The organism is Janthinobacterium woesei (assembly GCF_051380875.1).
Classification (GTDB): Bacteria; Pseudomonadota; Gammaproteobacteria; order Burkholderiales; family Burkholderiaceae_D; genus Janthinobacterium.
This window is the reverse complement of record NZ_JBNYXW010000009.1, coordinates 52,445-79,072: the sequence shown is the minus strand read 5'-3', so window position 1 is coordinate 79,072 and position 26,628 is coordinate 52,445. Positions and strand designations below refer to the sequence as shown.

At 60.9% G+C, this 26,628-nt stretch carries 26 protein-coding genes and 2 tRNA genes; 8 read left to right on the top strand and 20 right to left on the bottom strand.

The window, feature by feature from the left end:
• Positions 1 to 13: 13 nt before the first annotated feature.
• From ACQ4W6_RS12000 to ACQ4W6_RS11985, 4 genes are all read right to left on the bottom strand, one after another.
• Positions 14 to 89, bottom strand: a tRNA-Glu gene (locus tag ACQ4W6_RS12000).
• Between the two features lie 67 nt (positions 90 to 156).
• A tRNA-Ala gene (locus ACQ4W6_RS11995) sits at positions 157 to 232 on the bottom strand.
• A gap of 125 nt (positions 233 to 357) precedes the next feature.
• Positions 358 to 1,767: a glutamate--tRNA ligase gene (gene gltX, locus ACQ4W6_RS11990; RefSeq protein ID WP_436567423.1), complete on the bottom strand. Its 1,410-nt coding sequence runs from the start codon at positions 1,765 to 1,767 to the stop codon at positions 358 to 360.
• Between the two features lie 88 nt (positions 1,768 to 1,855).
• Positions 1,856 to 2,767 carry a LysR family transcriptional regulator gene (locus ACQ4W6_RS11985; protein WP_436567422.1) on the bottom strand — a complete coding sequence of 304 codons (912 nt, stop codon included), beginning with the start codon at positions 2,765 to 2,767 and terminating at the stop codon, positions 1,856 to 1,858.
• Positions 2,768 to 2,868: 101 nt separating this feature from the next.
• Here ACQ4W6_RS11985 and lysA point away from each other — a divergent pair, with 101 nt between their 5' ends.
• Together lysA and ACQ4W6_RS11975 are read left to right on the top strand one after the other, a co-directional pair.
• Positions 2,869 to 4,107: a diaminopimelate decarboxylase gene (lysA, locus tag ACQ4W6_RS11980; RefSeq protein ID WP_436567421.1), complete on the top strand. Its 1,239-nt coding sequence runs from the start codon at positions 2,869 to 2,871 to the stop codon at positions 4,105 to 4,107.
• A gap of 73 nt (positions 4,108 to 4,180) precedes the next feature.
• Positions 4,181 to 5,746: a phospholipase D family protein gene (locus tag ACQ4W6_RS11975; RefSeq protein ID WP_436567420.1), complete on the top strand. Its 1,566-nt coding sequence runs from the start codon at positions 4,181 to 4,183 to the stop codon at positions 5,744 to 5,746.
• Positions 5,747 to 5,758: 12 nt separating this feature from the next.
• On the opposite strand, the gene ACQ4W6_RS11970 is transcribed toward ACQ4W6_RS11975, so the two are convergent.
• On the bottom strand, positions 5,759 to 7,444 hold the full coding sequence (locus ACQ4W6_RS11970) for an alkaline phosphatase family protein (protein ID WP_436567419.1): 1,686 nt from the start codon (positions 7,442 to 7,444) through the stop codon (positions 5,759 to 5,761).
• Positions 7,445 to 7,617: 173 nt separating this feature from the next.
• Between ACQ4W6_RS11970 and ACQ4W6_RS11965 the strand changes: the two genes are divergently transcribed.
• Entirely contained in the window at positions 7,618 to 7,785 is a 168-nt protein-coding gene (locus ACQ4W6_RS11965; RefSeq protein ID WP_436567418.1) for a hypothetical protein, read from the top strand.
• 49 nt (positions 7,786 to 7,834) lie between these two features.
• Here ACQ4W6_RS11965 and apbC read toward each other — a convergent pair whose 3' ends face one another.
• Positions 7,835 to 8,923, bottom strand: a complete 1,089-nt coding sequence (gene apbC / locus ACQ4W6_RS11960) for an iron-sulfur cluster carrier protein ApbC (protein ID WP_436567417.1) — start codon at positions 8,921 to 8,923, stop codon at positions 7,835 to 7,837.
• 159 nt (positions 8,924 to 9,082) lie between these two features.
• On the opposite strand from apbC, the gene metG reads away from it, so the two are divergent.
• From metG to panC, 5 genes are all read left to right on the top strand, one after another.
• The gene (gene metG / locus ACQ4W6_RS11955) at positions 9,083 to 11,236 is read left to right on the top strand and encodes a methionine--tRNA ligase (protein WP_436567416.1); all 2,154 of its coding nucleotides are present in this window, start codon (positions 9,083 to 9,085) and stop codon (positions 11,234 to 11,236) included.
• Positions 11,237 to 11,255: 19 nt separating this feature from the next.
• Complete coding sequence (locus ACQ4W6_RS11950) at positions 11,256 to 11,735, top strand: GNAT family N-acetyltransferase (protein ID WP_436567567.1); 480 nt, start codon at positions 11,256 to 11,258, stop codon at positions 11,733 to 11,735.
• Positions 11,736 to 11,841: 106 nt separating this feature from the next.
• Positions 11,842 to 12,051 carry a DUF3460 family protein gene (locus tag ACQ4W6_RS11945; protein WP_436567415.1) on the top strand — a complete coding sequence of 70 codons (210 nt, stop codon included), beginning with the start codon at positions 11,842 to 11,844 and terminating at the stop codon, positions 12,049 to 12,051.
• A 17-nt stretch (positions 12,052 to 12,068) separates the two neighbouring features.
• On the top strand, positions 12,069 to 13,001 hold the full coding sequence (locus ACQ4W6_RS11940; protein ID WP_436567414.1) for a segregation and condensation protein A: 933 nt from the start codon (positions 12,069 to 12,071) through the stop codon (positions 12,999 to 13,001).
• A 57-nt stretch (positions 13,002 to 13,058) separates the two neighbouring features.
• Positions 13,059 to 13,898 carry a pantoate--beta-alanine ligase gene (gene panC / locus ACQ4W6_RS11935; RefSeq protein ID WP_436567413.1) on the top strand — a complete coding sequence of 280 codons (840 nt, stop codon included), beginning with the start codon at positions 13,059 to 13,061 and terminating at the stop codon, positions 13,896 to 13,898.
• Positions 13,899 to 13,948: 50 nt separating this feature from the next.
• On the opposite strand, the gene ACQ4W6_RS11930 is transcribed toward panC, so the two are convergent.
• The 14 genes from ACQ4W6_RS11930 to ACQ4W6_RS11865 form a co-directional block, all read right to left on the bottom strand.
• Positions 13,949 to 14,413 carry a hypothetical protein gene (locus tag ACQ4W6_RS11930; RefSeq protein ID WP_436567412.1) on the bottom strand — a complete coding sequence of 155 codons (465 nt, stop codon included), beginning with the start codon at positions 14,411 to 14,413 and terminating at the stop codon, positions 13,949 to 13,951.
• A gap of 124 nt (positions 14,414 to 14,537) precedes the next feature.
• On the bottom strand, positions 14,538 to 14,741 hold the full coding sequence (locus ACQ4W6_RS11925) for a hypothetical protein (protein ID WP_436567411.1): 204 nt from the start codon (positions 14,739 to 14,741) through the stop codon (positions 14,538 to 14,540).
• A gap of 11 nt (positions 14,742 to 14,752) precedes the next feature.
• On the bottom strand, positions 14,753 to 15,151 hold the full coding sequence (gene cheY, locus ACQ4W6_RS11920) for a chemotaxis response regulator CheY (protein ID WP_010396677.1): 399 nt from the start codon (positions 15,149 to 15,151) through the stop codon (positions 14,753 to 14,755).
• A gap of 147 nt (positions 15,152 to 15,298) precedes the next feature.
• Positions 15,299 to 16,369: a protein-glutamate methylesterase/protein-glutamine glutaminase gene (locus ACQ4W6_RS11915; protein ID WP_436567410.1), complete on the bottom strand. Its 1,071-nt coding sequence runs from the start codon at positions 16,367 to 16,369 to the stop codon at positions 15,299 to 15,301.
• Between the two features lie 36 nt (positions 16,370 to 16,405).
• Positions 16,406 to 17,014 carry a chemoreceptor glutamine deamidase CheD gene (cheD, locus tag ACQ4W6_RS11910; protein WP_436567409.1) on the bottom strand — a complete coding sequence of 203 codons (609 nt, stop codon included), beginning with the start codon at positions 17,012 to 17,014 and terminating at the stop codon, positions 16,406 to 16,408.
• A 9-nt stretch (positions 17,015 to 17,023) separates the two neighbouring features.
• Entirely contained in the window at positions 17,024 to 17,896 is an 873-nt protein-coding gene (locus tag ACQ4W6_RS11905; RefSeq protein ID WP_436567408.1) for a CheR family methyltransferase, read from the bottom strand.
• A 70-nt stretch (positions 17,897 to 17,966) separates the two neighbouring features.
• Entirely contained in the window at positions 17,967 to 19,673 is a 1,707-nt protein-coding gene (locus tag ACQ4W6_RS11900) for a methyl-accepting chemotaxis protein (RefSeq protein ID WP_436567407.1), read from the bottom strand.
• Positions 19,674 to 19,828: 155 nt separating this feature from the next.
• The gene (locus tag ACQ4W6_RS11895) at positions 19,829 to 20,335 is read right to left on the bottom strand and encodes a chemotaxis protein CheW (protein ID WP_436567406.1); all 507 of its coding nucleotides are present in this window, start codon (positions 20,333 to 20,335) and stop codon (positions 19,829 to 19,831) included.
• A 31-nt stretch (positions 20,336 to 20,366) separates the two neighbouring features.
• The gene (gene cheA / locus ACQ4W6_RS11890) at positions 20,367 to 22,583 is read right to left on the bottom strand and encodes a chemotaxis protein CheA (RefSeq protein ID WP_436567405.1); all 2,217 of its coding nucleotides are present in this window, start codon (positions 22,581 to 22,583) and stop codon (positions 20,367 to 20,369) included.
• Between the two features lie 43 nt (positions 22,584 to 22,626).
• Positions 22,627 to 22,992: a response regulator gene (locus ACQ4W6_RS11885; RefSeq protein WP_436567404.1), complete on the bottom strand. Its 366-nt coding sequence runs from the start codon at positions 22,990 to 22,992 to the stop codon at positions 22,627 to 22,629.
• Between the two features lie 78 nt (positions 22,993 to 23,070).
• Positions 23,071 to 23,619 (bottom strand): chemotaxis protein, encoded by a 549-nt coding sequence (locus ACQ4W6_RS11880; protein ID WP_436567403.1) that lies wholly within the window; start codon positions 23,617 to 23,619, stop codon positions 23,071 to 23,073.
• A gap of 47 nt (positions 23,620 to 23,666) precedes the next feature.
• On the bottom strand, positions 23,667 to 24,644 hold the full coding sequence (gene motB / locus ACQ4W6_RS11875; RefSeq protein ID WP_436567402.1) for a flagellar motor protein MotB: 978 nt from the start codon (positions 24,642 to 24,644) through the stop codon (positions 23,667 to 23,669).
• Between the two features lie 58 nt (positions 24,645 to 24,702).
• Positions 24,703 to 25,563 (bottom strand): flagellar motor stator protein MotA, encoded by an 861-nt coding sequence (gene motA / locus ACQ4W6_RS11870; RefSeq protein ID WP_436567401.1) that lies wholly within the window; start codon positions 25,561 to 25,563, stop codon positions 24,703 to 24,705.
• A gap of 218 nt (positions 25,564 to 25,781) precedes the next feature.
• Positions 25,782 to 26,543, bottom strand: coding sequence for a class I SAM-dependent methyltransferase (locus tag ACQ4W6_RS11865; RefSeq protein WP_436567400.1), 762 nt, complete (start codon positions 26,541 to 26,543; stop codon positions 25,782 to 25,784).
• Positions 26,544 to 26,628 lie beyond the last annotated feature (85 nt).

Below are 26,628 nucleotides of genomic sequence, written 5' to 3'. Positions count from 1 at the left end.
TTAACACAAAACCTGGCGTCCCCAAGGGGATTCGAACCCCTGTACTCACCGTGAAAGGGTGATGTCCTAGGCCTCTAGACGATGGGGACCGCGGAACTTCCGTGCTACAACTGCACCACTTCAACGACTAACAAAACCTGACTGCGATCTTGTTGCTGGTGGAGGTAAGCGGGATCGAACCGCTGACCTCTTGCATGCCATGCAAGCGCTCTCCCAGCTGAGCTATACCCCCGTTGGTGCAGAAACAAGAGTATAGCAAAGAAGTTTCACTCTGCAAATACCCTTTTGCGGCGATACGCAACTTTTCATAGGGGGAATCTTCTGCACCCTATTTACCAAGCTATTCAGCGTTGATGATTACAGCCACTTTGCCAGGCGCGCCAGCACGCTCTCGCGGCCGAAAACCACCACCACCTGATCGATGGCAGGCGTCTGCAACTGGCCCGTCAAGATCAAACGCAAAGGCATGGCCAGCAGCGGCATCTTGATGGTGTTCGCCGCCAGCACTTCCTTGATCATGGCGGCGACGGCTTCCTTGCTCCACTCCACCGTGGCGATGCGCTCGGCGAATTGCGCCAGCACAGGCTTGATCGCGTCCGTGATGTGCTGCTCGACCAAGGCCGCTTCCGGTTGCGGCTCGCGGAAGAACAGCATCGAGGCGGCCGCCAGTTCATTGACCGTGTTGGCGCGCTCTTTCATCATGCCCAGCACCAGCGCCAAGTCCGGCGCGCCTTCGAAGACGGCGCCCGCCTCCAGCATTTGCGCTCTGGCCAGGTCAGCCAGGCGGGTGTTGTCGGCCTGCTTGATGTACTGGTTATTGAGCCACTTGAGCTTTTCCAGGTCGAACTGCGCGGCCGACTTGGTCAGGTGGTCGAGGTTGAACCACTCGCAGAACTGCTCCACCGAAAACACTTCATCGTCGCCGTGACTCCAGCCCAGGCGCGCCAGGTAGTTCAGCATCGACTCCGGCAGGAAGCCCTGCGCCGGGTAATCCATGACGCTGACGGCATCGCGGCGCTTGGACATCTTCTGGCCATCCGAACCGAGGATCATCGGCAGGTGGCCGTACAGCGGCAGCGGTGCGCCGATGGCGCGCAGGATGTTGATCTGGCGCGGCGTATTGTTGACGTGATCATCGCCGCGCAGCACGTGCGTGATACCCATGTCCCAGTCATCGACGGCGACGCAGAAGTTATACGTCGGCGTACCGTCCGGACGGGCGATCACCAGGTCATCGAGCTCGCGGTTCGAAATCGTGATGGCGCCCTTGACGACGTCAATCCAGGTGACGTCGCCATCGAGCGGATTCTTGAAGCGCACGACGGGCTTGCGCTCGGCGGGGATGGCCGGCAGGGTCTTGCCCGGCTCCGGACGCCAGGTGCCGTCGTAGCGTGGCTTCTCGCCGGCGGCGCGCATGCGCTCGCGCATCGCTTCGACTTCATCTGGCGAGGAGTAGCAATGGTAGGCAGTACCAACAGCGAGCATCTGCGCCACGACTTCGCGGTAGCGGCCCATGCGGGCCATCTGATAAAACGGGCCTTCGTCGTGGTCCAGGCCCAGCCATTGCATGCCTTCGATGATGGCTTGCACGGCTTCCGGCGTCGATCGTTCCACATCCGTGTCTTCGATGCGCAGCACGAAGGTGCCGCCGAAGTGACGGGCAAAAGCCCAGCTGTACAAAGCGGTGCGGGCGCCGCCCAGGTGAAGATAGCCGGTCGGGCTGGGAGCAAAACGGGTACGGACGGGAGTGGCGGAAGCTGTGGTCATCGAAGTAATCAGGCTTAAATTAAGAAAACACCATTTTACTACCTAAGCAAACCCCCAAGGCAAACCCCGGCCCTTGAAGGGTTTGCTTTTACAATACCTGCAAGCGCCGTTTTACCTCGTCCGCCTGCGCATGCAGTGCGCGCTCGAACAGGGCCACCAGCTGCGACAGGGGGCGATGCAAAGGCCTGACCAGATTCACGGTAAACGGCAGCGACACGCTGAAACGCCGGATCTGCAAGCCCTGCCCCGCAAAATCGAGGGCCGTGAGCGGGTTGACGATAGCCAGCCCGACGCCTTCGCGCACCATGGCACACACGGAGGCGGCGCTGTGCGTATCGAGCGCCATGCGCCGCTCCACGCCTGCTTGCGCAAAAATGGCATCGATCTGCTGCCGGTACGGGTCGACGGCGGCCAGGCTGATGAAAGGCTGGCCCACAAAATCGACCGGCTCCAGCACGGCTTTCGCCGCCAGCCGATGGCCATCGGGCAGCACGCACACCTCATCGACCGACATCAGCACGTCAAACACGGTGCCCGGCGGCGCACTGCCCACTTCCGTCAGCCCGATGTCATGGCGCTGCGCCGACAGCCACTCTTCGAGCAGCGGCGACTCCTGCGGCGTGATGCTGATGCTCACGTTGGGAAAGTCGGCGACAAACAATTTACAGGCCTGCGGCAGCAGCGACTGCGAAAACACAGGCAGGCAGGCGATCGACAGCTGCCCCTGGTCGAACTGGCGCAAGGCGGTGGCCGTGCTGACGATGCGCTCCAGGCCAAAATAGGCGCGCTGCACTTCTTCGAACAGCTGCAGCGCCTGGGCCGTCGGGCGCAGCCGCCCCCGCTCACGCTCGAACAGGGTCAAACCCGTCAAGTGCTCCAGGCGCGCCAGCTCGCGGCTGACGGTGGGCTGCGAAGTGTGCAGCATGGCGGCGGCGGCCGTCACGCTGCCCGTCGTCATGATGGCGCGAAAGACTTCGATATGGCGCAATGAGATAGTCATGGTATATCATAAATGAATAAGGTCAGCTTAAATGGATATTTTATGTTTGCTGCATAAACGCCGATGATGAGGCCATTCCATCCCTCTCACGAAAGCACACGATGAAACCCGTCCCCGACCAGACCCTCGCCCAACTCGCCCAGCAGTACGGCACGCCATTATGGGTCTACGACGCGGCCACCATCCGCGCACGCATCGCCCAGCTGGCGCAGTTTGACACCGTGCGCTTCGCGCAAAAAGCCAATTCCAACCTGCATTTGCTCACCCTGATGCGCGAAGCGGGCGTGCACGTGGACGCCGTCTCGCTGGGCGAGATCGAGCGCGCGCTGCAAGCAGGCTTTACGCCAGCGCAAACGAATGGCGCCGCCGGCCTGGTATTTACCTGCGACCTGTTCGACCGCGCCACCCTGGCGCGCGTGGTGGATGCGAAGATCGAAGTCAATTGCGGTTCTGTCGACATGCTGCGCCAGCTGGGTCCTGTCTCGCCGGGCCACCGCGTCTGGCTGCGCATCAATCCGGGCTTTGGCCATGGCCACAGCAACAAGACCAATACGGGCGGCGAAAACAGCAAGCACGGTATCTGGCACGAAGAACTGCAAGAGGCATTGGCCGTCATCCGCGCACACGGCCTGCACCTGGTGGGCCTGCACATGCATATCGGTTCGGGCGTCGACTACAGCCACCTGGAAACCGTCTGCGGCACCATGGTCGACTTGGTCAAGAACATGGGCCACGACATCGAAGCCTTTTCCACGGGCGGCGGCTTGTCCGTGCCCTATCGCGATGGCGAGCAGCCCGTCGACACGGACCACTACTTCCAGCTGTGGGATGCTGCGCGCAAGCAGATCGAGGCGCACCTGGGCCACCCGGTGCACATGGAAATCGAACCGGGCCGCTTCCTGGTGGCCGATTCCGGCCTGCTGGTGGCCGAAGTGCGCGCCACCAAGCAAATGGGCGGCAACCATTTCACCTTGCTCGACACGGGATTCAGTGAACTGATGCGTCCCGCCATGTACGGCAGCTACCACGCCATGTCGGTCATCGCGCACGATGGCCGTGCACTGGAGGTGCAGCGCGCCACCGTGGTCGGCGGCCCACTGTGCGAGTCGGGCGATGTGTTCACCCAGCGCGACGGCGGCGTGGTGGAAACGCGTTTGCTACCCGAAGCGCAGGTGGGCGACTTTGTGGTCTTCGAGGGTGCGGGTGCGTATGGCGCGTCGATGTCGTCGAACTACAATAGCCGTCCGCATGCGGCGGAATATCTGGTCGATGCAGACCAATCGCGCCTGATCCGCCGCCGCCAGACGGTGGCCGAACTGATCGCGCTGGAACAGTTCTAAGCAGTTTCAAATACGCGCCCGCGTGCGGGCATGCGCATCTGCTAACATCGGGGCAACTCGATGAAAGCCTGCCATGCCCGCCACCACCCTCACCTGCCGCCGCATCGCCATGGCGCTGCGGCCCCTGCTACTGTCCGCCCTCCTCGCCGGCTGCGCCGCGCTACCCTCGCTGGAGGGCCGCATCGCCTCGACCGTCATCACCGAGACAAAGCACACCCAGCTGGGCGAAGCCCTCGCGCCGTTGGCAGCGCAGCATCCCGGCGTCTCCGGCATCTATCCGCTGGCCGATGGCCGCGATGCGTTTGCCGCACGCGCGCTGCTGGCAGCAGCCGCCCAGCGCAGCCTGGACGTGCAGTACTACATCTGGCATAAAGACATCACCGGCACACTGCTGTTCGACGCCCTGCGCCAGGCAGCCGAACGGGGCGTGCGCGTGCGCCTGCTGCTCGACGATAACAACACCTCGGGCCTGGACCAGACCTTGGCGATGCTGGGCAAGCAAAAAAATATCGACATCCGCTTGTTCAATCCCCTCGTGCCCCGTTCGCCGCGCGCGCTGGCTTTCATGACTGATTTCTCGCGCGTCAACCGGCGCATGCACAACAAATCCTTCACGGCCGATAACCAGGCCACCATCGTTGGTGGACGCAATGTGGGCGACGAATACTTTGGCGCAGCAGGCGAAGTGCTATTTTCCGATCTCGACGTCTTGGCCATCGGCCCCGTCGTCGACGACGTCTCCCAGCAATTCGACCGCTACTGGAACAGCGCCTCGGCCTACCCGGCGCAGCTGCTGCTGACCAAACCCGTCGCCGGCGACGCAGCCACCATCGCCGCCGAAGCGGACCGCATCGACGACACCAAGGCCGCCGAGGAATACATGCAGGCCTTGCGCACCTCGCCCTTCGTCAGGCAAATGATGGAACGCACCCTGCCGTTCGAATGGGCAAAAACACGCATGGTCAGTGACGACCCGGCCAAGGTGCTGGACAAGGCCAGGCCTGGCACGGGCGTGGCGGAAAACCTGAAAAACCTGCTGGGCGTGCCGAAAAAAGAGGTGGACCTGATTTCGCCGTATTTCGTGCCCGGCAAAGCGGGCACCAAGGCCTTTGCCGACCTGGCGCACAAGGGCGTGGGCGTGCGCATCCTGACGAATGCGCTCGAAGCGACCGACGTGGCGGCCGTGCATGCGGGCTATGCGAAGTGGCGCAAGCCGCTGCTCGAAGCAGGCGTACTGCTATATGAATCGCGCCGCTCGTGGGAAGTAGGCGACGCGCGCGAACAGCCTGGCCGCTTCGGCAGTTCCGCATCGAGCCTGCATGCAAAGACGTTTTCCGTCGACGATCAGCGCATCTTCGTCGGCTCGTTCAATTTCGACCCACGCTCCATCGAGTTGAACACGGAGATGGGGCTCGTCATCGACAGCCCGGCGCTGGCCAGCCAGCTAGGCCAGGCTATGCGCAGCACGATACCGCAGCGCGCCTACCAGGTCTTGCTGGCGCCCGACGGTTCTCTCTACTGGATCGCCCGCAATGCCAATGGCACGATCACGCGCTACGACACGGAACCGGGCACCAGCGTCTGGCAGCGCATGGGCGTGGCGATCCTGTCGGTGCTGCCGATAGACTGGCTGCTGTAAGCCTGAACAATATTAGCGCACCGCTTCCGTCAGCACGCGCCCTTCCGAGGCCGATGGCTGGCGCACGCGCAGCAGGTGGGCCAGTGTCGGCGCGATGTCGACCACTTCCGCGTACTGGCCATAGGCACCCGGCTTGATCCAGCGCGGCCCAAACACCATCAGCGGCACGTTGGTGTCATACGTGTATGGCGAGCCGTGCGAGGTGCCGCCGATGCCCTTGCCAAAATACCAGGCCGGTTTCGTCACCAGCATCAGGTCGCCCGACAACTGGCGGTTCCAGGCGCGGCGCATCAGCGTGTCCATGCGCGTGGCCACCGCCCCTGTTTCCATCTGCGTGCGCGTGTAGACCTGCGCCAAGCCGTCCTGCTGCAGCAGGAAGCGCGCCGCAGCGTCTTCCAGGGCGGTACGCTCGATGCCGCTCTTTTCCGCCAGCGCGTAATCGAGGTAGATGTTGGGCAGCGACGACGTCGTCACCAGCTTGTCGATGCCCAGGCTTGCCGCCAGGTGCTGGCTCAAAGCATCGACCAGTTTTGCGCCATCGATGCGCTTGGCGGAGATACCGCGCGCCTGCGTAAATTCCGGCACATTGGCAAAACCATGGTCGGCCGTCAGCACCACCAGCACCTTATCCATGCCGACTTTTTTATCCAGATCGGCAAAGAAGCTGGCCAGCATGCGGTCCAGGCGCTGCAGATGGTCGTGCGACATCTTGCTTTCCGGGCCGTAGGCGTGATTCACGTAATCGTGCGCGGACAGGCTCACGCCCAGGATGTCGGGCACGCCGGCCGGGTTGCGGCCTAGCTGCTCGCCATCGATGGCGGCGCGGGCAAATTCCAGCGTCAGTTCATCGAGAAAGGGACCGGACTTCAAACGGCTGTAGTACTCGCCATCGAGCTTGCCGCTGTCGCTGTAGTAGGCGAACGGGAAGGTATTGCGCGTGCCCGGCTTGGCCGGCACGATGTCGTCGCGCGCGTCGCTGGCGTAGGCGGCATCCATCAGCAGCGGCGTCCAGCTCTTGCCGTAGTAGCGGTCCTGCGGCTTGGCCGCCTGGTAGCGCTGCACCCATTGCGGATGCTGCTGCATATAGTAGGTGCTGCTGGCGAAGTTGCCCGTCTTTTCCATGTACATGTAGGCCGTGCCCGTTTTACCTGCCAGCAAGATGGCGCCGCGGTCCTTGCCGGAGACGGTGATGACCTTGGCCTTGTCGCCCGTGGCATAGCGAAGTTCATCGCCCAGGGTGCTCACGCGCAGCTTGGTCGGCGCCGTGCCGTCGTCGGGCTGCGTTTCTTCGCCAATGTAGTGGAAATTGCCATCTTCGGTGCAGTACACGGACTTTTTCGTGACCGGGTCGATCCAGTTATTGCCGATCACGCCATGCTGGTAGGGATAGGCGCCCGACAGCACAGCCGAGTGGCCGATAGCCGTCACCGTGATGCCATGCGCCTGGTGCGCATCGCTGAACCACGCGCCCTGCTCGAGCAGCCGGCGGAAACCGCCCTGGCCGAACTGGTCGCGGTAGCGCGTCACCTGTTCCTGCGGCAAGCCATCGACGACCAGCACCACCACCAGCTTCGGCTGCGCCACGCCAGCAGGAATAGCAGGAGCGGCCTTGGCCGCATGCGCCTGGCACGCCGCCACGCTCGACACCAGCAACAGCGCATGCGCCAGGTGCCGGGAAAGGGAGAAATTGTTCGTCATATCCGCTCATCAAAAGTTAGGCCACCGCGCAGCATACGCAGACTATATGACGCAATGATGACAAGAAGCGAGCCAGTCTTACATCCAAAGAAAAGTTCCTCTCGCATTGCTCTTCTGCCAAGCTAAACAACGACAAACTGCTCGACACAGGCAATGCCAGAGCAGGAAAACAGATGAAACAAGCAATCGGCACAGGCATGGGCATCGCCACAGGCACCACCACGCATCTGGCCAAAAAAGACGGGCTGAAAAAAACAGTGCCGGGGGCCATCGCTGGCGCCCGGCACTGTGCCTGGAAAATCTGCTTTACATCACACACGGACTGCATGAAGCCAGCATGAAGCCATATGCCTGCTTGCAATGGCGCCAAGCAGCTGCCAAGATCAAGCGCTAGTCGTTCTTAATGACGATGCTGGGGAACTTGCTCGTCATGTCCTTCGCCTTTTCTGCCACTTTAATCGCGATGGTGCGGGCGATCTGCTTGTAGATCGCGGCGACGGGGCCGTCCGGCTCGGCGACCACGGTAGGCGTGCCCGAATCCGTTTGCTGGCGGATGGCCATGGTCAGCGGCAAGGCGCCGAGGAATTCCACGCCAAAGTCCGCGCACATCTTCGCGCCGCCGCCGGCGCCGAAGATTTCTTCCGCATGGCCGCAGTTCGAGCAGATATGCGTGCTCATATTTTCCACCACGCCGAGGATAGGAATGCCGACTTTCTCGAACATTTTCAAGCCCTTGCGCGCGTCCAGCAGCGCGATGTCCTGCGGCGTAGTGACAATCACGGCGCCCGTGACCGGCACTTTTTGCGACAGGGTCAGTTGAATATCACCCGTACCTGGCGGCATGTCGACGATCAGGTAGTCGAGGTCGCGCCAATTGGTCTGGTCCAGCAACTGCTGCAGCGCTTGCGTGACCATCGGGCCGCGCCACACCATCGGCTCGTCCGGATCGATCATGAAGCCGATCGACGACACTTGCAGGCCGTGGTTCTCCATCGGCTCCATGCTTTTGCCGTCGAGCGTCTTCGGCTGACCGCTGATGCCCAGCATCATCGGCTGCGACGGGCCATAAATATCGGCGTCCAGCATGCCCACCGTGGCGCCTTCGGCAGCCAGGGCCAGGGCCAGGTTGACGGCCGTGGTCGATTTGCCCACGCCGCCCTTGCCGGATGCGACGGCGATGATGTTTTTCACGTTGCTCATCGGCTTCAAGCCGCGCTGCACCGTGTGCGAAATGATTTTCGAGGACACGCCGACGCTGACGTTGCCCACGCCTGGCAGCACGCGCAGCGCGGCCAGCACAGACTTGCGGATCAGGTCGATCTGGCTTTTCGCCGGATAGCCCAGTTCGATGTCGAGCGAAATGTCAGCGCCATCGACCTTCAGATTCTTGACGGTTTTACTGGAAACGAAATCTTTATGTGTATTGGGATCAATAACCTGCGCCAGTACGGCTTTAACGTCTTCTACTGTGATGCTCATGACAATCTCCGTATGTACCTACATATGCAATACGCGCAGTCTAGCGTAAAAATGCCTGCCGCGATGGTGACAAAAGCGCCACTTGCCGGTGCCGCATCTGCTCATATTGCGTTTCCGCTGTTAAAATGCCCTATTATCCATCCCAAAAGTGCATCAATCATGACTCGCAAGCTGTTCGTCACCACTGCCCTGCCTTACGCAAACGCCGCTTTTCACATTGGCCATATCATGGAATACATCCAGGCCGATATCTGGGTCCGGTTCCAGCGAATGCAACGTGATGGCGCAGCCGGACGTGAAGTGCACTTTGTGGGCGCCGACGATACGCATGGCACACCCATCATGATCGCCGCCGAAAAGGAAGGTATCACGCCGCAGCAATTCGTCGCCAATATCGCCGCCGGCCGCGCCCAGTACCTGGACGGTTTCCATATCGCCTTTGATAACTGGTATTCGACCGATTCCCCGGAAAACGTCGACATGTCGCAATCGATCTACCGCAAACTGCGCGATACGGGCCTGATCGTCACGAAAACCGTCGACCGCTTCTTCGACCCGGTCAAGGGCATGTTCCTGGCGGACCGCAACATCAAGGGCGAATGCCCGAAATGCGGCGCCAAGAACCAGTACGGCGACAACTGCGAAGTGTGCGGTGCCGCCTACCAGCCAACTGACCTGGTCAATCCATTCTCGGTGTTTACCAACGCGACGCCCGTGATGAAGCCGTCGGAACAGTATTTCTTCAAGCTGTCCGACCCGCGCTGCTTCACATTCCTCAAGGATTGGCTCAACACGCCGGGCCGCTTGCAGCCGGAAATGGTCAACAAGGTCAGCGAATGGCTGGGCGAGGCGGGCGAAAAGCTGGCTGACTGGGATATCTCGCGCGACGCACCGTATTTTGGCATCCCGATTCCCGATGCGCCGGGCAAGTTCTTCTATGTGTGGATGGACGCGCCGGTCGGCTACCTGGCCAGCCTGAAAAACTATTGCGACAAGAAAGGCATTGATTTCGACGCCTTGCTGAATGATCCTGCCACGGAACAAATTCACTTCATCGGCAAGGACATCGTCTCGTTCCACCTGCTGTTCTGGCCAGCCATGCTGAAATTTGCCAGCCACCCGGTGATCGACAAACTGAAAGTCAATGTGCACGGCTTCCTGACGGTCAACAACGAAAAAATGTCGAAGTCGCGCGGCACCGGCATCTCGCCGCTGCGCTACCTGGACCTGGGCATGAACCCGGAATGGCTGCGCTACTACATCGCCTTCAAGCTCAATTCGAAAGTGGAAGACCTGGACTTCAACGGCGACGACTTCGTGGCCCGCGTGAACAGCGACCTGATCGGCAAGTATGTGAATATCGCCAGCCGCTGCGCCGGCTTCATCGCCAAGCGTTTCGACGGCAAACTGGCGCCAGTCCTGTCGGACAGCGCGCAAAGCTGGATCAACCGTGCCCTCACGCATGATGTCAATGGCGTCGTCGTCGAGCGCCAGGCCAGCATCGCCCAGCACTTTGAAAACCGCGAATTCGGCAAGGCCTTGCGCGAAATCATGGAAATCGCCGACATCACCAACCAGTATGTCGACGAAAACAAGCCGTGGATCCTGGCCAAGGACGCGGACAAGACGGCAGAACTGCATGACGTGTGTACCACGGCACTGATCTTGTTCCGCCAACTGACGATTTTGCTGTCGCCGGTATTGCCGGGCGTGGCAAAGAACGTGGCCTCGTTCCTCAACGACGCGCAATTTAGCTGGGCCGACACGCAGGTGTTCGGCGACGCCGTCTCGAACAGCATGCTGGGCCGCACCATCGGCGCCTACAGCCACCTGATGACGCGCATGGATGCGAAAATGATCGAAGCGCTGTTTGACGCGCCGCAAGCGGCCGCAGCAGCCATTGTGGCGCCAGCCGCCGACGCCGCGAATGACGCCGCCGCCCCAGCGGCAGCGGCTATCGAAGACCTGGCACCGGAGATCAAGATCGACGATTTCCTCAAGGTCGACCTGCGCATCGCCAAAATCGTCAACTGCGAACTGGTCGATGGCTCCGATAAACTGCTGCGCCTGACGCTCGACGCGGGCGAAGGCCGCTTGCGCAATGTGTTTTCGGGCATCCGCTCGGCCTACCAGCCGGAAGAGCTGATCGGCAAGCTGACGGTGCTGGTGGCCAACCTGGCGCCGCGCAAGATGAAGTTCGGCATTTCCGAAGGCATGGTCATGGCAGCGTCAAGCGCCGACGAGAAAGCGAATCCTGGCATCTACATCCTGAACCCGTGGCCAGGCGCCGAACCTGGCATGCGCATCCGCTAAGCCCCCACAAGGACCGATGATGAATATCGTGGTGCGCGAAGCAAATATTGCCGATGCACAACTAATTGCCGAGCTGACCCGCGCTGCGTGGGCCGGCAAGGTTGCCGCTTCATCGAGCGGGCACCACGAAACGGCGCAGCAGGTGGAAGCACAGCTGCGCCACGGCGGCGGTTTCCTGCTGCTGATCGACGATGTGCCAGCCGGCTCGCTGCGCTGGATGCCGCTCGACAGCGACCCCGCCATCTGGAAGATTTCGCGCATGGGCGTGCTGCCCGCGTATCGGGGCAGCCACGTCTCGCAGCATTTGCTCGAAGCCATCATTCATCACGGCCTGTCGTGCCAGGCCGAGGAATTGCGCCTGGCCGTGCGGCGCGACCAGCGCAAGCTGATCGATTTTTATGCGGCCTTCGAATTCGACCTGGCCGAGGAATTGGAATACTCGCACGCCAACCCCGCCGAACCGGCGCCGATGGTGATGCGGCGCCTGCTGCGTTATTGATTTTTAGCACTTTCGCCCCTGGCTTGCCCATACAACAACCCGCCAGCGCACCCGGCGCGGTAAAATACGGCCGGCTGACCTTACTTAAAGATACTCAGAAGAGAATATGAAACTGCCTGCAAAACACAACAACTACGTCTCCGACCACACCTTGTTCATCGCCGAACTCAAAGCCAAGAATCCTGGCATGGAAGCGGGCCAGCAAGCGGGCCGCGCCCTGCTGTGGGACAAGCCGCCCGTCAGCATGGATGAGCAGGAACGCCAGCTGTCATCGGCCATCAAGCAACAGGCTTACGTTTACCAGAACAAGAACTAAGACCTGGAACCGGCACGATGTTGCCTGAAGAGTCTGCAGTCACGCCGGAAGCCGACGCTACTGGCATAGACGCAGTCATGGCGTCGCCCGAACCCGTCGCTAGCGGCGACGGCAGCGGCGACCCTGCAGCATCGACACCGGCGACCAAGGACGCGGCGCCCGCCGCCGACCCGCTGGGCATTGCCCGCCTGTATGGCGAGCCCATGCTGCGCATGCCGACGGACTTGTACATTCCGCCGGACGCGCTGGAAATCTTCCTCGAAGCCTTCGAAGGTCCGCTCGACTTGCTGCTCTACCTGATCCGCAAGCAAAACTTCAACATTCTCGATATCCCGATGGCGCAGGTGACCCTGCAATATCTGAAATATGTCGACCAGATCCGCGTGCGCAACCTGGAACTGGCCGCCGAGTATCTGTTGATGGCGGCCATGTTGATCGAGATCAAATCGCGCATGCTTTTGCCGTCACGCAAAAGCGACGTCGAGGAAGATGGCGGCGATCCGCGGGCCGCACTGGTGCGGCGCCTGCTCGAGTACGAACAGATCAAGCTGGCCGCCTACGACCTGAACACCATTCCCCAGTTCGAGCGCGATTTCGTGCGCACGCAAATCTTCATCGAGCAAAGCCTGACGCCCACCTGGCCCGACGTCGAGCCGGTGGACTTGCAGCAGGCGTGGCTCGATGTGCTCAAGCGCGCCAAGCTGACCCAGCATCACCGCATCAGCCGCCAGGAACTTTCCGTGCGCGAGCACATGTCGAGCATCCTGCGCCATTTGCAGACGTCGCGCTTCGTCGAATTTGGCGATCTGTTCGACATTGCCGGCGGCGTGCCCGTGGTCGTGGTCAACTTCGTGGCCCTGTTGGAACTGGCCAAGGAAACCCTGATCGAAATCACGCAAGCCGAACCGTTTGCGCCCATCTACGTCCGGCTGGCCTATTCGCCCGCCTGACATCATCCCTCACTTTGTCACCGGCTAGCGAAACCGGGGTTTTAGCGAAAGCAATCAATGAAAATCATTTCCGACATCGAAGAACTGCGCGACCAGCTCAGCGGACAGCTGCGCACGGCGTTTGTGCCTACCATGGGCAATCTGCACGAAGGCCATCTGTCGCTGATGCGTCTGGCACGCAAGCATGGCGACCCCGTCGTCGCCTCGATCTTCGTCAACCGCCTGCAGTTCGGCCCGAACGAGGATTTTGAAAAATATCCGCGCACCATGGCAGCCGATATCGCCAAGCTGGAAAAAGAAGGCGTCTACGTGCTGTTCGCACCGACGGAAAAGGAACTCTACCCGGAGCCGCAGGAATACCGCGTACGCCCGCCCGATGACCTGGGCAATACTCTGGAGGGCGAATTTCGCCCCGGTTTCTTCGAAGGCGTGTGCACCGTCGTCACCAAGCTGTTCTCGTGCGTGGGCCCGCGTGTGGCCGTGTTCGGCAAGAAGGATTACCAGCAGTTGATGATCATCCGCAACATGGCGCGCCAGTTCGCGCTGCCGACGGAAATCATCGCTGCCGAAACCTACCGCGCCGACGATGGCCTGGCCTTGTCCTCGCGCAATATGTACCTGTCGGAAAGCGAACGCGCGGAAGCGCCGGAACTGTACAAGGGGCTCAATTTCGTGGCCGAAGAAGTGCGCAAGGGCAACCTGGCCGTGGATGAACTGGAACAGGCGGCGATGCAGCTGCTGAACGGCCGCGGCTGGAAGTGCGATTACATTGCCGTGCGCAAACGCGCCAACCTGCAAGCGCCGAGCGCCGCCGAGCTGGCCGCCGGCGAACCGCTGGTGGTGCTGGCCGCCACCAAGCTGGGGCAGACGCGCCTGATCGACAATCTGGAAATTTAAGCCACACCTCGCCGGGGCCATTCGGTCCCGTTTCCGGCTTCCTGCTTTCCTTATTTCTCCAGGCGCGCCAACCTGAGCTCGGCAAAGAGCGGCTTACCCATGCCGCGCGCCGCCTGCAGCATGTCATAGCTGGCCGCATCGAGCACGATTTCCTCTCCCGCCCACAGCTTGCGCTGATTTGCCGGCAGCTTCAGGCTGCGCAGCATGGCCCGTGCCTGGGCCGGGTCGGCTGCCAGCAAACGGATGGCGCGCGCATTGCGCTGCGCGCCCTTCAGCAGCGGCAGGCCGCCGTGCGCGCCACTCTGGCTCAGGCTGACATAGTCGCGCCCGCCCACGCGGTGCAGGTAGGCATGCCGGCCAGCGCCATCGGCTGCCGGTTGCGCGGCCGGCTCCTGCGCCTCGGACGGCAGCACCTCCACGATGGCAGGCGCAACAGTGGTTTGCTCAATGCTCACGCCGCAAGCTGCCAGCAAGGCCGTGCTCAAGGCGAAAAATAATACGGGTGCTCGGCGCATGCTGCGCTCCTTCTTGTCGGGGTCGGGGACAGAGGTGGAATAGTGCAGCGATCATGGGCCAAATTATTTGACGTGTAAAGTTAACTTACGGAAATATTTAATTCCGTTGCGCAATTGATGGAAATCAGTTGATCTGCCGCAATGGCTGCCCGTAATACTGCTCACCGTGCTGCACATGCATGCCGAAATCGTAGACCTGTTCGCACATGCTGGCAAAGTTGGCTGACGATTTACGCTCGTTCCACGCGGTGGCCTGAGGCAAAAGCAAAAGTAGATGACGAAAAAAAACGCTGCCAGTTTGCACTGGTAGCGTTTTTTCTTGATCCATATCAGCCGGGATCAGGCGCCGGCTTTTTCCAGCTTCTCGAAAATCTTGTTCAGCTTTTCATCGAGGGTCGCAGCCGTGAACGGCTTGACGACATAGCCGCTGGCGCCAGCTTGCGCGGCGGCGATGATATTCTCTTTCTTCGCCTCAGCGGTGACCATCAGCACGGGCAGCTTGGCCAGTGCCGGATCGGCGCGAATATGCTGCAGCATCGTCAGGCCATCCATGTTCGGCATGTTCCAGTCCGAGACGACGAAATCGTAGGATTCCGCGCGCAGCTTGGCCAGGCCCATCACGCCGTCTTCCGCCTCGTCGACGTTGGCATAACCCAGTTCCTTCAACAGATTCCGGACAATGCGGCGCATCGTCGAAAAATCGTCAACGACTAAAAATTTCATCTTTGGATCAGCCATGAATAACTCCGTTGTTTCTGTAGCGGTTTGTTAATAATATCGACATGAATGCCGACATTATGGTCGACACTACGGCAGCAAGTTATAGGATAGCATTTTCGTTGCTTTTAGGCGAAAAAACTTGCTTCCAGTCACGTAAAACGTGGCTTACACGCGCAAAGCACGCATGCCATGTGCCGCCAGGTGTCCCAGCACCATGCCAGGCAGCGCCGTCAGGGCGCCGACCTCATGCGTGGCTCCGATGGCGATCGCCTCGCGCGGCATGCCGAACACGACGCAACTGGCTTCATCCTGTGCAAAATTATACGCTCCTGCCGCCTTCATCTCCAGCATGCCTTGCGCGCCATCCTTGCCCATGCCGGTCAGGATCACGCCGACGGCATTCTTGCCGGCCGATTGCGCGGCCGAGCGGAACAGCACGTCCACCGACGGACGGTGGCGGTTGACCGGTTCGCCCTGGTCGATTTTCGTCATGTAGTTGGCGCCACTGCGCGTCAGGGTCAGGTGCGAATGGCCGGGCGCGATATACGCGTGGCCTGGCAGCACGCGCTCGCCGCCCGCCGCCTCCTGCACCGAGATCTTGCACAGCGAATCGAGGCGGCGCGCAAACGAGCGCGTAAATCCTTCAGGCATGTGCTGGGTGATCAGGATGCCGGGGCAATCGGACGGCATTTGCATGAGGAATTCGCGAATCGCCTCGGTACCGCCCGTGGAGGCGCCCACGATGATCAGCTTTTCGCTCGACGTCAAAGGACTGCGCAGGGCGGGCAGCGGTGCGGCCGTCTTGTCGCTGGCCGATGGCAGGGTGCGCGCGCGGATACGCGCCTTGGAGGCAGCGCGGATCTTGTCGGCGATCATGTCGGTGTACTCGCGCATGCCGCTCTGGATCGAAATCTTCGGCTTGGTGACGAAATCGACGGCGCCCAGTTCCAGCGCGCGCATGGTGATTTCCGAACCACGCTCGGTCAGGGAAGACACCATCAGCACCGGCATCGGGCGCAGGCGCATCAGCTTTTCCAGAAAGTCCAGGCCATCCATCTTCGGCATCTCGACGTCCAGGGTCAGCACATCGGGATTGGTTTGCTTGATCATCTCGCGCGCCACCAGCGGATCGGGCGCCGCGCCCACCACTTCCATGTCGGGCTGGCTGTTGACGATTTCCGTCATGACGCTGCGGATCAGCGCCGAATCATCCACGATCAATACTTTGATCTTCATATATTTTCCTTTGGGCCTGCCGGCCCATATTCTTGTTTAAAACAGCTCGATCTCGCCGCCAACCGGCGCCACTTTGAGACGGCTTGCGTAATCGAGTTCGCGGCGTACCAGCGTGTCGTTATGCGTCTGCATCAGCTTTTTCACCAGCACCTTGCCGCTGCGGGGGAAGAAATACACCTTGCGCGGATGGATGTCATTCAGGTCTTCGGCCACCACGCGCATTTTTTCCGCCTTCAGGTAATTGATGACGAAGGCCGCATTGCGTTCCCCCACATTGATCGCCGTGAAGCCGCGCAGCACGGCGCCGCCGCCGAACACTTTGGCTTCCATGTTTTCGCGCCGCGCGCCAGCTTTCAGCAGGTCGTTGATCAAGATCTCCATGGCATAAGTGCCATAGCGCATCGAGGCCGAGATCGGGCTGTTTGGATCGCTGCCGCCATCGGGCAGCATGAAGTGATTCATGCCGCCCAGGCCAGTCACGCGATCGCGGATGCAGGCCGATACGCAGGAGCCCAGCACGGTGACGATCAACATGTCCTTGTTGGTGAAATAATACTCACCGGGCAGGATCTTGGCGGCATCACAATTGAACGTCCTGTCGTAATAGACGTTAGTGGCAAATTGCTCTTTGGTTTGCAGGCTCATATTTCACTCTCATGTACGATGCAGCGATGCCTTGGGTGCATTGCCCCGCGGCTGGTCGAGCTCATAGACTGTTTTACCGCGCAGCTTCAATGAATCCGACACGTACAGAAAATTCTCCGAATGGCCGGCGAACAGCAGGGCATCGGGTTTCATCAACGGCACAAAGCGCGTCAGGATCTTGCGCTGGGTCGCCTTGTCAAAATAAATCATCACGTTACGGCAGAAGATGACGTCAAACTGTCCTGCCAGGGGCCAACTGTCGGCCAGCAGGTTGAGCGGCTTGAAGGTGATCAACTGGCGCAGTTCCGGGCGCACCCGAACCTGCCCCTCGCGGTCACCCTTGCCGCGCAAGAAGAAGCGCCGCGCGCGGTCGGCCGGCATCTTGTCGAGCCGGTCCAGGTTGTAGACGCCATTGGCGGCCGTGGCCAGCACATTCGTGTCGATATCCGTGGCGATGATGGTCACCGGTGGGCTCAAGGTATTGAACGCCTCGCACACCGTCATGGCGATCGAATACGGCTCCTCGCCGGTGGAACTGGCCGAGCACCAGATGGTGATCGGCCCGCTGCGTTTTTTCACATGCTCGGCCAGCAGCGGGAAGTGATGCGCCTCGCGGAAGAACGACGTCAGATTGGTCGTCAACGCATTCGTAAACGCTTCCCACTCGTCACCCATGCGGCCCGCTTCCAGGTCGTCCAGATAGCGGACGAACGAGGAAATGCCGGTCGCGCGCAGGCGCCGCGCCAGGCGGCTGTACACCATTTCCTGCTTGCTCTCGGCCAGCGCGATGCCGGCCCGCTTGTAAATCATGGTACGGACCCGCTCGAAGTCCTTGCCGGTGAAGTCAAACTCCTTGACCGAATCCGTTTTAGTTTGCGGCATTTGTTTTTACCTCTCTATGACTACTCTGAACAATGCCTTTGCAATGATACCTAGCGGGACCGGGTTGGCGTCAGAACTCTTCCCAATCGTCGCCGCCGGCTGCCGCCCGCTTTTTTGCCGGTGGTGGTGCAACGGCTTTTGCCGCCTGCGCCACCGGCTTGCTGCTTGCCGCCTTCAGGGCCGGACGTGGCACCCTTGCCGGCCCTGGCGCTGCGGCCTGCACCGGGCTCTCGCCGCCGAGCTTGAAGATGCTGACGGCGTCGGCCAGTTTCTGCGCTTGGTCCTGCATGCTTTCGGCGGCCGCTGCCGCTTCTTCGACCAGCGCCGCGTTCTGCTGCGTCATCTGGTCCATCTGCGCGATGGCCTGGTTGACCTCTTCGATGCCATGGCTCTGCTCCTGCGTCGCCGCCGTGATCTCGCCCATGATGTCAGCCACCTGCCGGATCGACGTGACGATCAGGCCCATGGTCTGCCCCGCCTCGTCCACCAGGCGGCTGCCCGCCTCGACCTTGTCCACCGAGTCGCCGATCAGGCTCTTGATCTCTTTCGCTGCGCCAGCGGACCTTTGGGCCAGATTACGCACTTCTGACGCCACCACCGCAAAGCCGCGTCCCTGCTCGCCCGCGCGCGCCGCCTCGACGGCCGCATTCAGGGCCAGGATATTCGTCTGGAAGGCGATACCATCGATGACACCGATAATATCGACGATCTTGCGCGAACTGTCCTTGATCGAACCCATGGTATCGACCACTTGCGCCACCACGCTGCCACCCTGCTCCGCCACCGACGATGCAGACACGGCCAATTGATTGGCCTGGCGCGCATTGTCCGCGTTCTGCTTCACGGTCGACGTCAATTCTTCCATCGACGACGCCGTCTCTTCCAGCGAACTGGCCTGCGTTTCCGTGCGCGCCGACAGATCGGCATTGCCGCTGGCGATCTCGCGCGAGGCTACGGTAATCGTCTCCGTCCCGTGGCGCACGTCGCTGACGGTCTTCACCAGGCTCTCGTTCATATCCTTGAGCGCCTGCTGCAGCGCGCTCGTTTCATCCTTGCCTTCAACCACCACGTGCGAGGTCAGTTCGCCCGCCGCCACTTTCTGCGCCACGGCCAGCGCGCCCGACAACGGCAGCGTGATCGAACGCGTGATGAACACCGCACACCAGGCGCCCAGCACCACGGCCACGCCACCTAATGCGAACAGAACAAGCATTAGTTGCCGGTCGTCGGCCAGCGAACCGGCCATGAAGCGTTGCTGGCTGGCCTGCTGCAGCTGCTGCAGTTGGTTGATGTCGGCCAGCATCTTGCGGCTCAAGGGATCGATGCGGTTGGCAATCACCTTGGCGCCGCCCTCGCTGTTAAACGCCAGCACCTGCCCCATTGCTTCCTTGAAGGCGCTGGCAACTTCGCTGTCGGCGCTGGAGATACTGGCCAGCAGTGTCTTTTCGCCATCGGACAGGCCCATGCTTGCCAGCTTGTCGCGTGCGCCTACGTACTGCTTGCGGTGCTCGCGCACCTTGCTTTCTTCGATCTGCATCAGGCCAACGTCGCCCTGCAAGCCGATATTGCGCATCGCGATACCCATTTCCAGCATCCCGCTTTTCATGGTCGATGCCTGCGTATTCTTTTCGCTGGCCAGTTCCAGCCCAGACAGCAGCTGGGCCTTGTTCCGGTAATTCAATGCATTGGCCGACACCACCACTACCACCAGGATGAGCAAAATGCTGCCAAAGCCACCCCCTAAACGCGTGCCGATCTTAAAATTGCGCAAACCCATTGCAGTCTCCCCATATGTTTGATGACGGTGCGCGCGATAGCCGCACCGTGCCCTGGCCTGGCCTCTATGGACCTTGCGACCTGCCGGCGCGCCTCTGACCGCGCCGGTTCATGCAGATGCTGTAGCGATTCTTGTTGCTGGTGCTATGCCTGGCCCTACGCCGCCAGCTTGTCGATCAGACCCATCTCGCTGCTCGACATCAGCTTGTCGATATCGACCAGGATCAGCATGCGCTCGTCGATGGTGCCCAGGCCAATCATGTAGTCGGTCGAGAAGGCCGTGCCCATTTCCGGCGCCGGCTTGACCTGCTCCGGGCTGAGGGTGGTCACGTCCGACACGCTGTCAACCACCATGCCGACAATACGTCCGCCAATGTTCAGGATGATCACCACCGTAAACTGGTCATACACGGGCGTGCCCAGGTTGAACTTGATACGCATGTCGACCACGGGAATGATGATGCCGCGCAGGTTGATCACGCCCTTGATGAATTCAGGCGCGTTGGCGATGCGGGTCACCACTTCGTAGCCGCGGATTTCCTGGACCTTCAGAATATCGATGCCGTACTCTTCCGAGCCCAGGGTAAAGGCCAGGAATTCACGGCCGGCGATGTCCTTGCCGTCGCCCGGTTTGCTGCCGGATGTTTGTTGAGTATCTGACATGGTGTGTTTTCCTATCGTTTATCTATCGGTATTACGAAAAAATGGACTCGTCAGCCAGCTGACGAGATGAGCGGATCAGGGCTGCGACGTCGAGAATCAGCGACACGCCGCCATCGCCCAGGATGGTGGCGCCGGAAATGCCCACCACCTTGCGATAATTCGATTCGAGGTTCTTCACCACGACTTGCTGCTGTCCGACCAGGTCATCGACGAACAGCGCCGCCTTGCGTCCTTCCGTCTCGAGGATCACGCAGATGCCTTCCGATGGACTGGTAAAACGGGGGGCGATATCGAACATCTGGTACAGCGGGATCAATGGCAGGTATTCGCCGCGCACCTTGACTACCTGGCCGCGGCCAGCGATGTCCTTGATGTCTTCAACGGCCGGCTGCAGCGATTCGATGACAAAGCCCAGCGGTAAAATATACACTTCGTCGCCGACGCGGATCGACATGCCATCCAGGATGGCCAGGGTCAGCGGCAGCGAGATGGAAATCGTCGTGCCGAAGCCTTTTGCCGAGCGGATGTCGACCACGCCGCCCATGGCGCTGATATTACGCTTGACGACATCCATGCCCACGCCACGGCCCGACACGTCGGTGACTGCTTCGGCGGTGGAAAAGCCCGGCGCGAAGATCAGCTGCCACACTTCGGCGTCGCTCATCGTCTCGGACACGTCCAGGCCCTGCTGCAGTGCCTTGGCCAGGATACGCTCGCGGTTCAGGCCAGCGCCGTCATCGGACACTTCAATGATGATGTTGCCGCCCTGGTGGCTGGCCGAGAGGAACAGGCGGCCCGCCTCGGTTTTGCCGGCGGCGACGCGGGCGGCCGGCATTTCCACGCCATGGTCGATGCTGTTGCGCACCAGATGGGTGAGCGGATCGACGATGCGCTCGATGAGGCCCTTGTCGAGCTCCGTAGCTGCGCCATTGGTGATGAAATCGACTTTTTTTCCCAGCTTGGTGGCCAGGTCGCGCACCATGCGCGGGAAGCGCGAGAAGACGAAATCCATCGGCATCATGCGGATCGACATCACTGCTTCCTGCAAGTCGCGCGTGTTGCGCGTCAAATGGCTCACGCTGTCGAGCAGCTTTTCATGCAGCATCGGGTCAAGCGCACCGGCCCGCTGCTCGATCATCGCCTGCGTGATCACCAGCTCGCCCACCAGGTTGATCAACTGGTCGACTTTTTCAATCGAAACGCGGATCGACGACGATTCGGCGCCCGCCTTGTCGCCCTCTTTCTTGGCCGGTTTCTTGTCCGGCTCCACTTCGGCCACGGCCGTCACCGACGCTGGCGCGGCGGTGGCAGAAACTGCGGTGCCGGCCTTGGCCGCATCCGCGCGTATCTGTTCCAGGGGCTGGAAGAAGCCATAGCCGCGCTGGGCGTCGCTCTGCACACCGGCTGCAGCGCGAATTTCCTCAAGCGGCTGGAAGAAGCCATAACCGGGATCGGCTTCGGCTTGCGCGGCGGCAGGCGTACCCGGCAAGGGATCGAAGAAACCATAGCCCTGGGCTGTTTCCTGCGCCGCGCGGGCCGCCAGGATAGCCTCGGCTTCGCCGGGCGCCAACGGTGGCGCCTGCGTGATCACCATATCGTCCGGATTGAGCACGAACGAGCAGATGGCCAGGATATCGTCCAGGCTTTCATGCGTCGTCACTTCCAGCACCTTGCGCGCGTCGGGCAGCGTCGAGAGCACGACGTCGCCCAGCAAGCCCAGTTCGGCCGCCAGCGCATCGACTTCGCGCTGTTCCATCTTTGGCAATTCCAGACGGAAGCGCTGGCCGCCGGCGTGGCTGACAACTGCCTTTTCCGCCGTGTGAAAGGCCGGTGCGACGGGCGTGAGAGCGGCCACCGGCACGTCCTGCGAGAACGACTGCAGCATCATGCGCACATCGGCCACGGCATCGTGGTCGACGGCGCTGCCCAGGCGATGGCCGTCGAGCTGCATCTTGAGGATATCCTTGGCCGCCAAAAAGGCGTCGACATGCTCCGCCGTCAGTGCCATCTGGCCCTGGCGGATGCGGTCGAGCAGCGACTCGAGGATATGCGTCACCTCGCTCATGTCGCTCAGACCGAACGTCGATGCGCCGCCCTTGATCGAGTGGGCGGTGCGGAAAATGGCATTCAGGTCTTCGGCGTCGGGCGCCGCAATATCGACGGCCAGCAGCAGCCGTTCTTTTTCAGCCAGCAGTTCCTCGGCCTCATCGAAAAAGACCTGGAAAAACTGGCTAATATCGATGGTCATAGAGTGACTCCGTCAATTGCATCGTTGCGCTGCGCGGCTGGCATCAGCCAATCACCTTCTTGACCACCTCGATCAGGCGCTGCGGATCGAACGGCTTCACCAGCCAGCCATTGGCGCCGGCGGCACGTCCTTTCGACTTCATTTCGTCGGACGATTCCGTCGTCAGCATCAGGATAGGCACCTTCTGGTAGGTTGGCAGTTCGCGCAGCAGCTTGATCAGCTCCAGGCCGTCCATGCGCGGCATGTTCTGGTCCGTCAATACCAGGTCCACGGTTTGCAGCCTGGCCTTTTCCAATCCATCCTGGCCGTCCACGGCCTCCACCACCTGGTAACCGGCGGCTTTCAGGCTGAACGCCACCATCTGGCGCAATGAGCTGGAATCGTCCACTGCAAGTATCGTTTTGGCCATCTTTACTCCCACTCTCGTCCGGGCATCTTGCCCGTGTGTGATTAATCCATGCAACCGCAAGCGTTCTGCATCCTCATGCTAGAACAGCTCGATGTCGCCACTTTCCAAATGCTGCTGACTGACCGCCTTGCGCAGCACGCTGCGCAACTCCAGGCTTTGAATCGCCAGCGCCATGCTGACCCGCCCCAGCGAGGCGACAATTTCTTCGTTGTCGCTCTCAGGCAATATTTCGGCGCCATGCGAACCCAGGGTGCCGAGAAACTCGCGCAAGCCCATCACGCGCTTCAAGGTGCGCTCGATCAGCTGGCTGGTCATGTCCTGGAACTGCAGGCTGGTGATGGCGGCATTGACATAGCCGCCCACCTCGTCCTGCAACGCCAGCAGCTTTTCCCGCTGCTGCTCGGCCGGCACGCCGCCTTCGAGCAGCATGGCGATGGTGCCTTGCTGCGCCGCAACGGCAGCATGGATCGCCATGAAATTGAAGGACAGCTTCTCGATCGCCTCTTCCAGCAAGACGCCGGTCTGCACCAGGTCGGTTTCCACCTCCGTCAGGTGCTTGCGGCCATGGTCCGACACGCCAGACAGCAGGCGCTTCACATGCGAGCCAAGTATTTTCTTTCTTGTCATAAAGGTCTCATTGTTTCAATACACCACGCGCTGACGGTCCTTGCGTGTTATTTTTTCGCCGCTACCGGGCTGGGGACGGGCGCTGCCGGGGACGGCGAACTGGCCACCAGCCCCGACGCGACAGCGGCGGAAGCGGCATCGGTCACCGGCAAGTCCATCGCCGAACCATCGCGCAGGACGTTTTCTTCCGTGCGCTTGTTCATGACGATGATGCTGATGCGCCGGTTGATCGGATTGAACGGATCGAGCTTGTCCAAATGCGCAGCCGAGCCCAGCCCCACTACGCGCAAGACCTTGTCTTCACTCATGCCGCCGATAATCAGTTCGCGCCGCGAGGCATTCGCGCGGTCGGCCGACAATTCCCAGTTGCTATAGCCGGCATCGCTCATGTATGGCGTCGAGTCCGTATGGCCGGACAGGCCGATGCGGTTCGGCACTTCGTTCAGCACGGAACCGATGGCATGCAGGATTTCCTTGGTGTATGGTTGCAAATTGGCATTGGCCAACGCAAACATGGGGCGGTTTTGCTCGTCGACGATCTGGATGCGCAAGCCTTCGCTGGTGATATCGAGCAGCAACTGGTTCTTGTATTTCTTGAGCAAGGGATTGGCGTCGATGGTCGCCTCGATGCGCGCCTTCAGCACCTGCAGACGGCGGCCTTCTTCGCGTTCGAGCGCGGCCTTGGCCGAGTTGAGGTCGAACGACTTGCGCTGCGGCTCTTCCTGCGCCTTGCGCACTTGCCCATCCTTACGCGACAGGTCCTGGCCGCCGCCCTGGATCACGGAATTACTCTCGCCGCTGCCGGAACCGCCCGCCATCGCCACTTTCAGCGGTGTCTTGAAGAATTCGGAAATGCCGTTCAAGTCGCCCTTCGAGGTCGAGCCGAGCAGCCACATCAGCAAAAAGAAGGCCATCATGGCCGTGACGAAGTCGGCATAGGCGATTTTCCACGCCCCGCCATGGTGCCCGCCAGCCGTCTTCTTGATACGCTTGACGATAATCGGGCGCATGCCTTCATCGGCCATGGCATTCCCCTTCCCTGTACTGCAATTGACTCATGATATCTTTGCGTGTGTTCACTGCTTACTTCGTTTTCGATTTCTTGATGTGCTCTTCGAGCTCAGTGAACGTCGGACGCTCGGTCGAGAACAGTACCTTGCGGCCGAACTCCACGGCCAGCGCCGGCGCATAGCCGTTCAGGCTGGCCAGCAGGGTTACCTTCACGCACTGGAACATCTTGCTCGACTCTTCCAGCTTCTGCTCCAGCAGGCTGGCCAGGGGGCTGACAAAACCGTAGGCCAGCAAGATGCCAAGGAAGGTGCCGACCAGCGCGTGCGCGATCAGCATGCCCAGTTCTGCCGGCGGAATGCCCACCGATTCCATCGTGTGCACCACGCCCATGACGGCGGCGACGATACCGAAAGCGGGCAAGCCGTCGCCAATCTTGGAGATCACGTGGGCCGGCACGGCGCCTTCGTGATGGTGCGTCTCGATCTCGTTATCCATCAGATTTTCGATCTGAAAGGCGTCCATATTGCCCGATACCATCAGGCGCAGGTAATCGGTCATGAATTCGATGATATGGTGGTCGGCCAGCACGGCCGGATACTTGGAAAACAGCGGGCTTTCCTGCGGGCTGTCGATATCGCCTTCGATCGACATCAAGCCTTCCTTGCGCACCTTGCTGAGCACTTCAAACAGCAGTGACATCAGCTCCATGTACAGCTCTTTGGTGTAGCGCGATCCCTTGAAGATGCTGGGCAAGGCGGCCAGGGTGGCCTTGATGGCCTTGTTATTGTTACCAACAAGGAAGGCGCCCAGGGCGGCGCCGCCGATCATCAGCAGCTCCACCGGCTGAAACAGCGCCGCCAGATGGCCTCCCGCCAGCGCGAAGCCGCCAAAAACCGAGGCGCAGACGACGATGTATCCGATTATGACTAACAAGTGCCCTGACTCCCAATTAGGGCCGGGCTTTCGCGCCCGGCATGCTCAAACCAGCTCCCGGCGGCCAGCGGTTGTGCCGCGGGCGGGGAACAGCGACAAAAAGTAACCAAAAGTCGATTGAAATGACCAGCATTTCAACACAATCCAAACAAAATGCCGTGTGGAACTACAATAACGTGAGATTGTCCTCCGAGCAAGCAAATAACGCAGACAATTGCTTAAAAGCACCATATGTAGAGCAAGGGGCCACCCGCTGTGGCGGCAATGGTCTTATCGGGCTCACGCGCCGCAATCTTGAATTCGTAACTAAGAAGCATACTACCGGACAACATTTCCGCTTCGGCCTTGCGCCACAGGGCCGGCATCGCGGCCGGCGACAGGTAGGCAAACACCACATCGTACAGGCCGAAATCGAGCGCCTCGTAGTCGCCGCGCAGGAAACGGGCACGGCTGCCGCTCGCCAGTGCACGCACGCGGCTCACCAGCCACGGCAGCGGCGCCAGTTCGATGCCGTCAAATTGCCCGTCGGGACGGCGCCGTGCCAGATCCAGTACCAGGCCACCCAGGCCGCTGCCGATGTCGACCAAACGCACGCCGGGCCGCTCACTGATCAATTCAGCAACGGCTTGCCATGCTTTCGGACCCGACGGATAAAACGGCACTTGCGTACGAAACGTGGACCAATACAGGCTCAACAGAAAGACAAAGGCCGCCAGGAAGAGCGCCGGCGGCAAGTCCAGCATGCTCGCACCCAGCAAGGCCGGTGCAAACAGCAGGCCGATGGCGCACCACCAGCGCGCCAGGCCCGCGCGCCAGGTGATGGCCGCCGCCAACCCGCCCTGCACGCTGGCCACGGCCAGCAGCGACAGGCTGACGCCGGCGCGCGCCAGGCCATACACCAGCAGTAACATCAGGGGCATGGCCAGCAGCTGGATCAGGATGGCCTTGAACGCGGGCGCGCGCAGGATTTGTTGCAGCATGGGCAAGTCGAAGGAGGAAAAACGCAGTGTACGGCGAAAACGCCATGAAAAACCGGAGTCCGGTCTGGCGACCGGCTCCGGCTTT

What these genes read in the sequence shown, in the direction of transcription:
- gltX (WP_436567423.1), bottom strand. Translation starts at nt 1,767, where the DNA reads ATGACCACAGCTTCCGCCACTCCCGTCCGTACCCGTTTTGCTCCCAGC.
- ACQ4W6_RS11985 (WP_436567422.1), bottom strand. Translation starts at nt 2,767, where the DNA reads ATGACTATCTCATTGCGCCATATCGAAGTCTTTCGCGCCATCATGACG.
- lysA (WP_436567421.1), top strand. Translation starts at nt 2,869, where the DNA reads ATGAAACCCGTCCCCGACCAGACCCTCGCCCAACTCGCCCAGCAGTAC.
- ACQ4W6_RS11975 (WP_436567420.1), top strand. Translation starts at nt 4,181, where the DNA reads ATGCCCGCCACCACCCTCACCTGCCGCCGCATCGCCATGGCGCTGCGG.
- ACQ4W6_RS11970 (WP_436567419.1), bottom strand. Translation starts at nt 7,444, where the DNA reads ATGACGAACAATTTCTCCCTTTCCCGGCACCTGGCGCATGCGCTGTTG.
- ACQ4W6_RS11965 (WP_436567418.1), top strand. Translation starts at nt 7,618, where the DNA reads ATGAAACAAGCAATCGGCACAGGCATGGGCATCGCCACAGGCACCACC.
- apbC (WP_436567417.1), bottom strand. Translation starts at nt 8,923, where the DNA reads ATGAGCATCACAGTAGAAGACGTTAAAGCCGTACTGGCGCAGGTTATT.
- metG (WP_436567416.1), top strand. Translation starts at nt 9,083, where the DNA reads ATGACTCGCAAGCTGTTCGTCACCACTGCCCTGCCTTACGCAAACGCC.
- ACQ4W6_RS11950 (WP_436567567.1), top strand. Translation starts at nt 11,256, where the DNA reads ATGAATATCGTGGTGCGCGAAGCAAATATTGCCGATGCACAACTAATT.
- ACQ4W6_RS11945 (WP_436567415.1), top strand. Translation starts at nt 11,842, where the DNA reads ATGAAACTGCCTGCAAAACACAACAACTACGTCTCCGACCACACCTTG.
- ACQ4W6_RS11940 (WP_436567414.1), top strand. Translation starts at nt 12,069, where the DNA reads ATGTTGCCTGAAGAGTCTGCAGTCACGCCGGAAGCCGACGCTACTGGC.
- panC (WP_436567413.1), top strand. Translation starts at nt 13,059, where the DNA reads ATGAAAATCATTTCCGACATCGAAGAACTGCGCGACCAGCTCAGCGGA.
- ACQ4W6_RS11930 (WP_436567412.1), bottom strand. Translation starts at nt 14,413, where the DNA reads ATGCGCCGAGCACCCGTATTATTTTTCGCCTTGAGCACGGCCTTGCTG.
- ACQ4W6_RS11925 (WP_436567411.1), bottom strand. Translation starts at nt 14,741, where the DNA reads ATGGATCAAGAAAAAACGCTACCAGTGCAAACTGGCAGCGTTTTTTTT.
- cheY (WP_010396677.1), bottom strand. Translation starts at nt 15,151, where the DNA reads ATGGCTGATCCAAAGATGAAATTTTTAGTCGTTGACGATTTTTCGACG.
- ACQ4W6_RS11915 (WP_436567410.1), bottom strand. Translation starts at nt 16,369, where the DNA reads ATGAAGATCAAAGTATTGATCGTGGATGATTCGGCGCTGATCCGCAGC.
- cheD (WP_436567409.1), bottom strand. Translation starts at nt 17,014, where the DNA reads ATGAGCCTGCAAACCAAAGAGCAATTTGCCACTAACGTCTATTACGAC.
- ACQ4W6_RS11905 (WP_436567408.1), bottom strand. Translation starts at nt 17,896, where the DNA reads ATGCCGCAAACTAAAACGGATTCGGTCAAGGAGTTTGACTTCACCGGC.
- ACQ4W6_RS11900 (WP_436567407.1), bottom strand. Translation starts at nt 19,673, where the DNA reads ATGGGTTTGCGCAATTTTAAGATCGGCACGCGTTTAGGGGGTGGCTTT.
- ACQ4W6_RS11895 (WP_436567406.1), bottom strand. Translation starts at nt 20,335, where the DNA reads ATGTCAGATACTCAACAAACATCCGGCAGCAAACCGGGCGACGGCAAG.
- cheA (WP_436567405.1), bottom strand. Translation starts at nt 22,583, where the DNA reads ATGACCATCGATATTAGCCAGTTTTTCCAGGTCTTTTTCGATGAGGCC.
- ACQ4W6_RS11885 (WP_436567404.1), bottom strand. Translation starts at nt 22,992, where the DNA reads ATGGCCAAAACGATACTTGCAGTGGACGATTCCAGCTCATTGCGCCAG.
- ACQ4W6_RS11880 (WP_436567403.1), bottom strand. Translation starts at nt 23,619, where the DNA reads ATGACAAGAAAGAAAATACTTGGCTCGCATGTGAAGCGCCTGCTGTCT.
- motB (WP_436567402.1), bottom strand. Translation starts at nt 24,644, where the DNA reads ATGGCCGATGAAGGCATGCGCCCGATTATCGTCAAGCGTATCAAGAAG.
- ACQ4W6_RS11865 (WP_436567400.1), bottom strand. Translation starts at nt 26,543, where the DNA reads ATGCTGCAACAAATCCTGCGCGCGCCCGCGTTCAAGGCCATCCTGATC.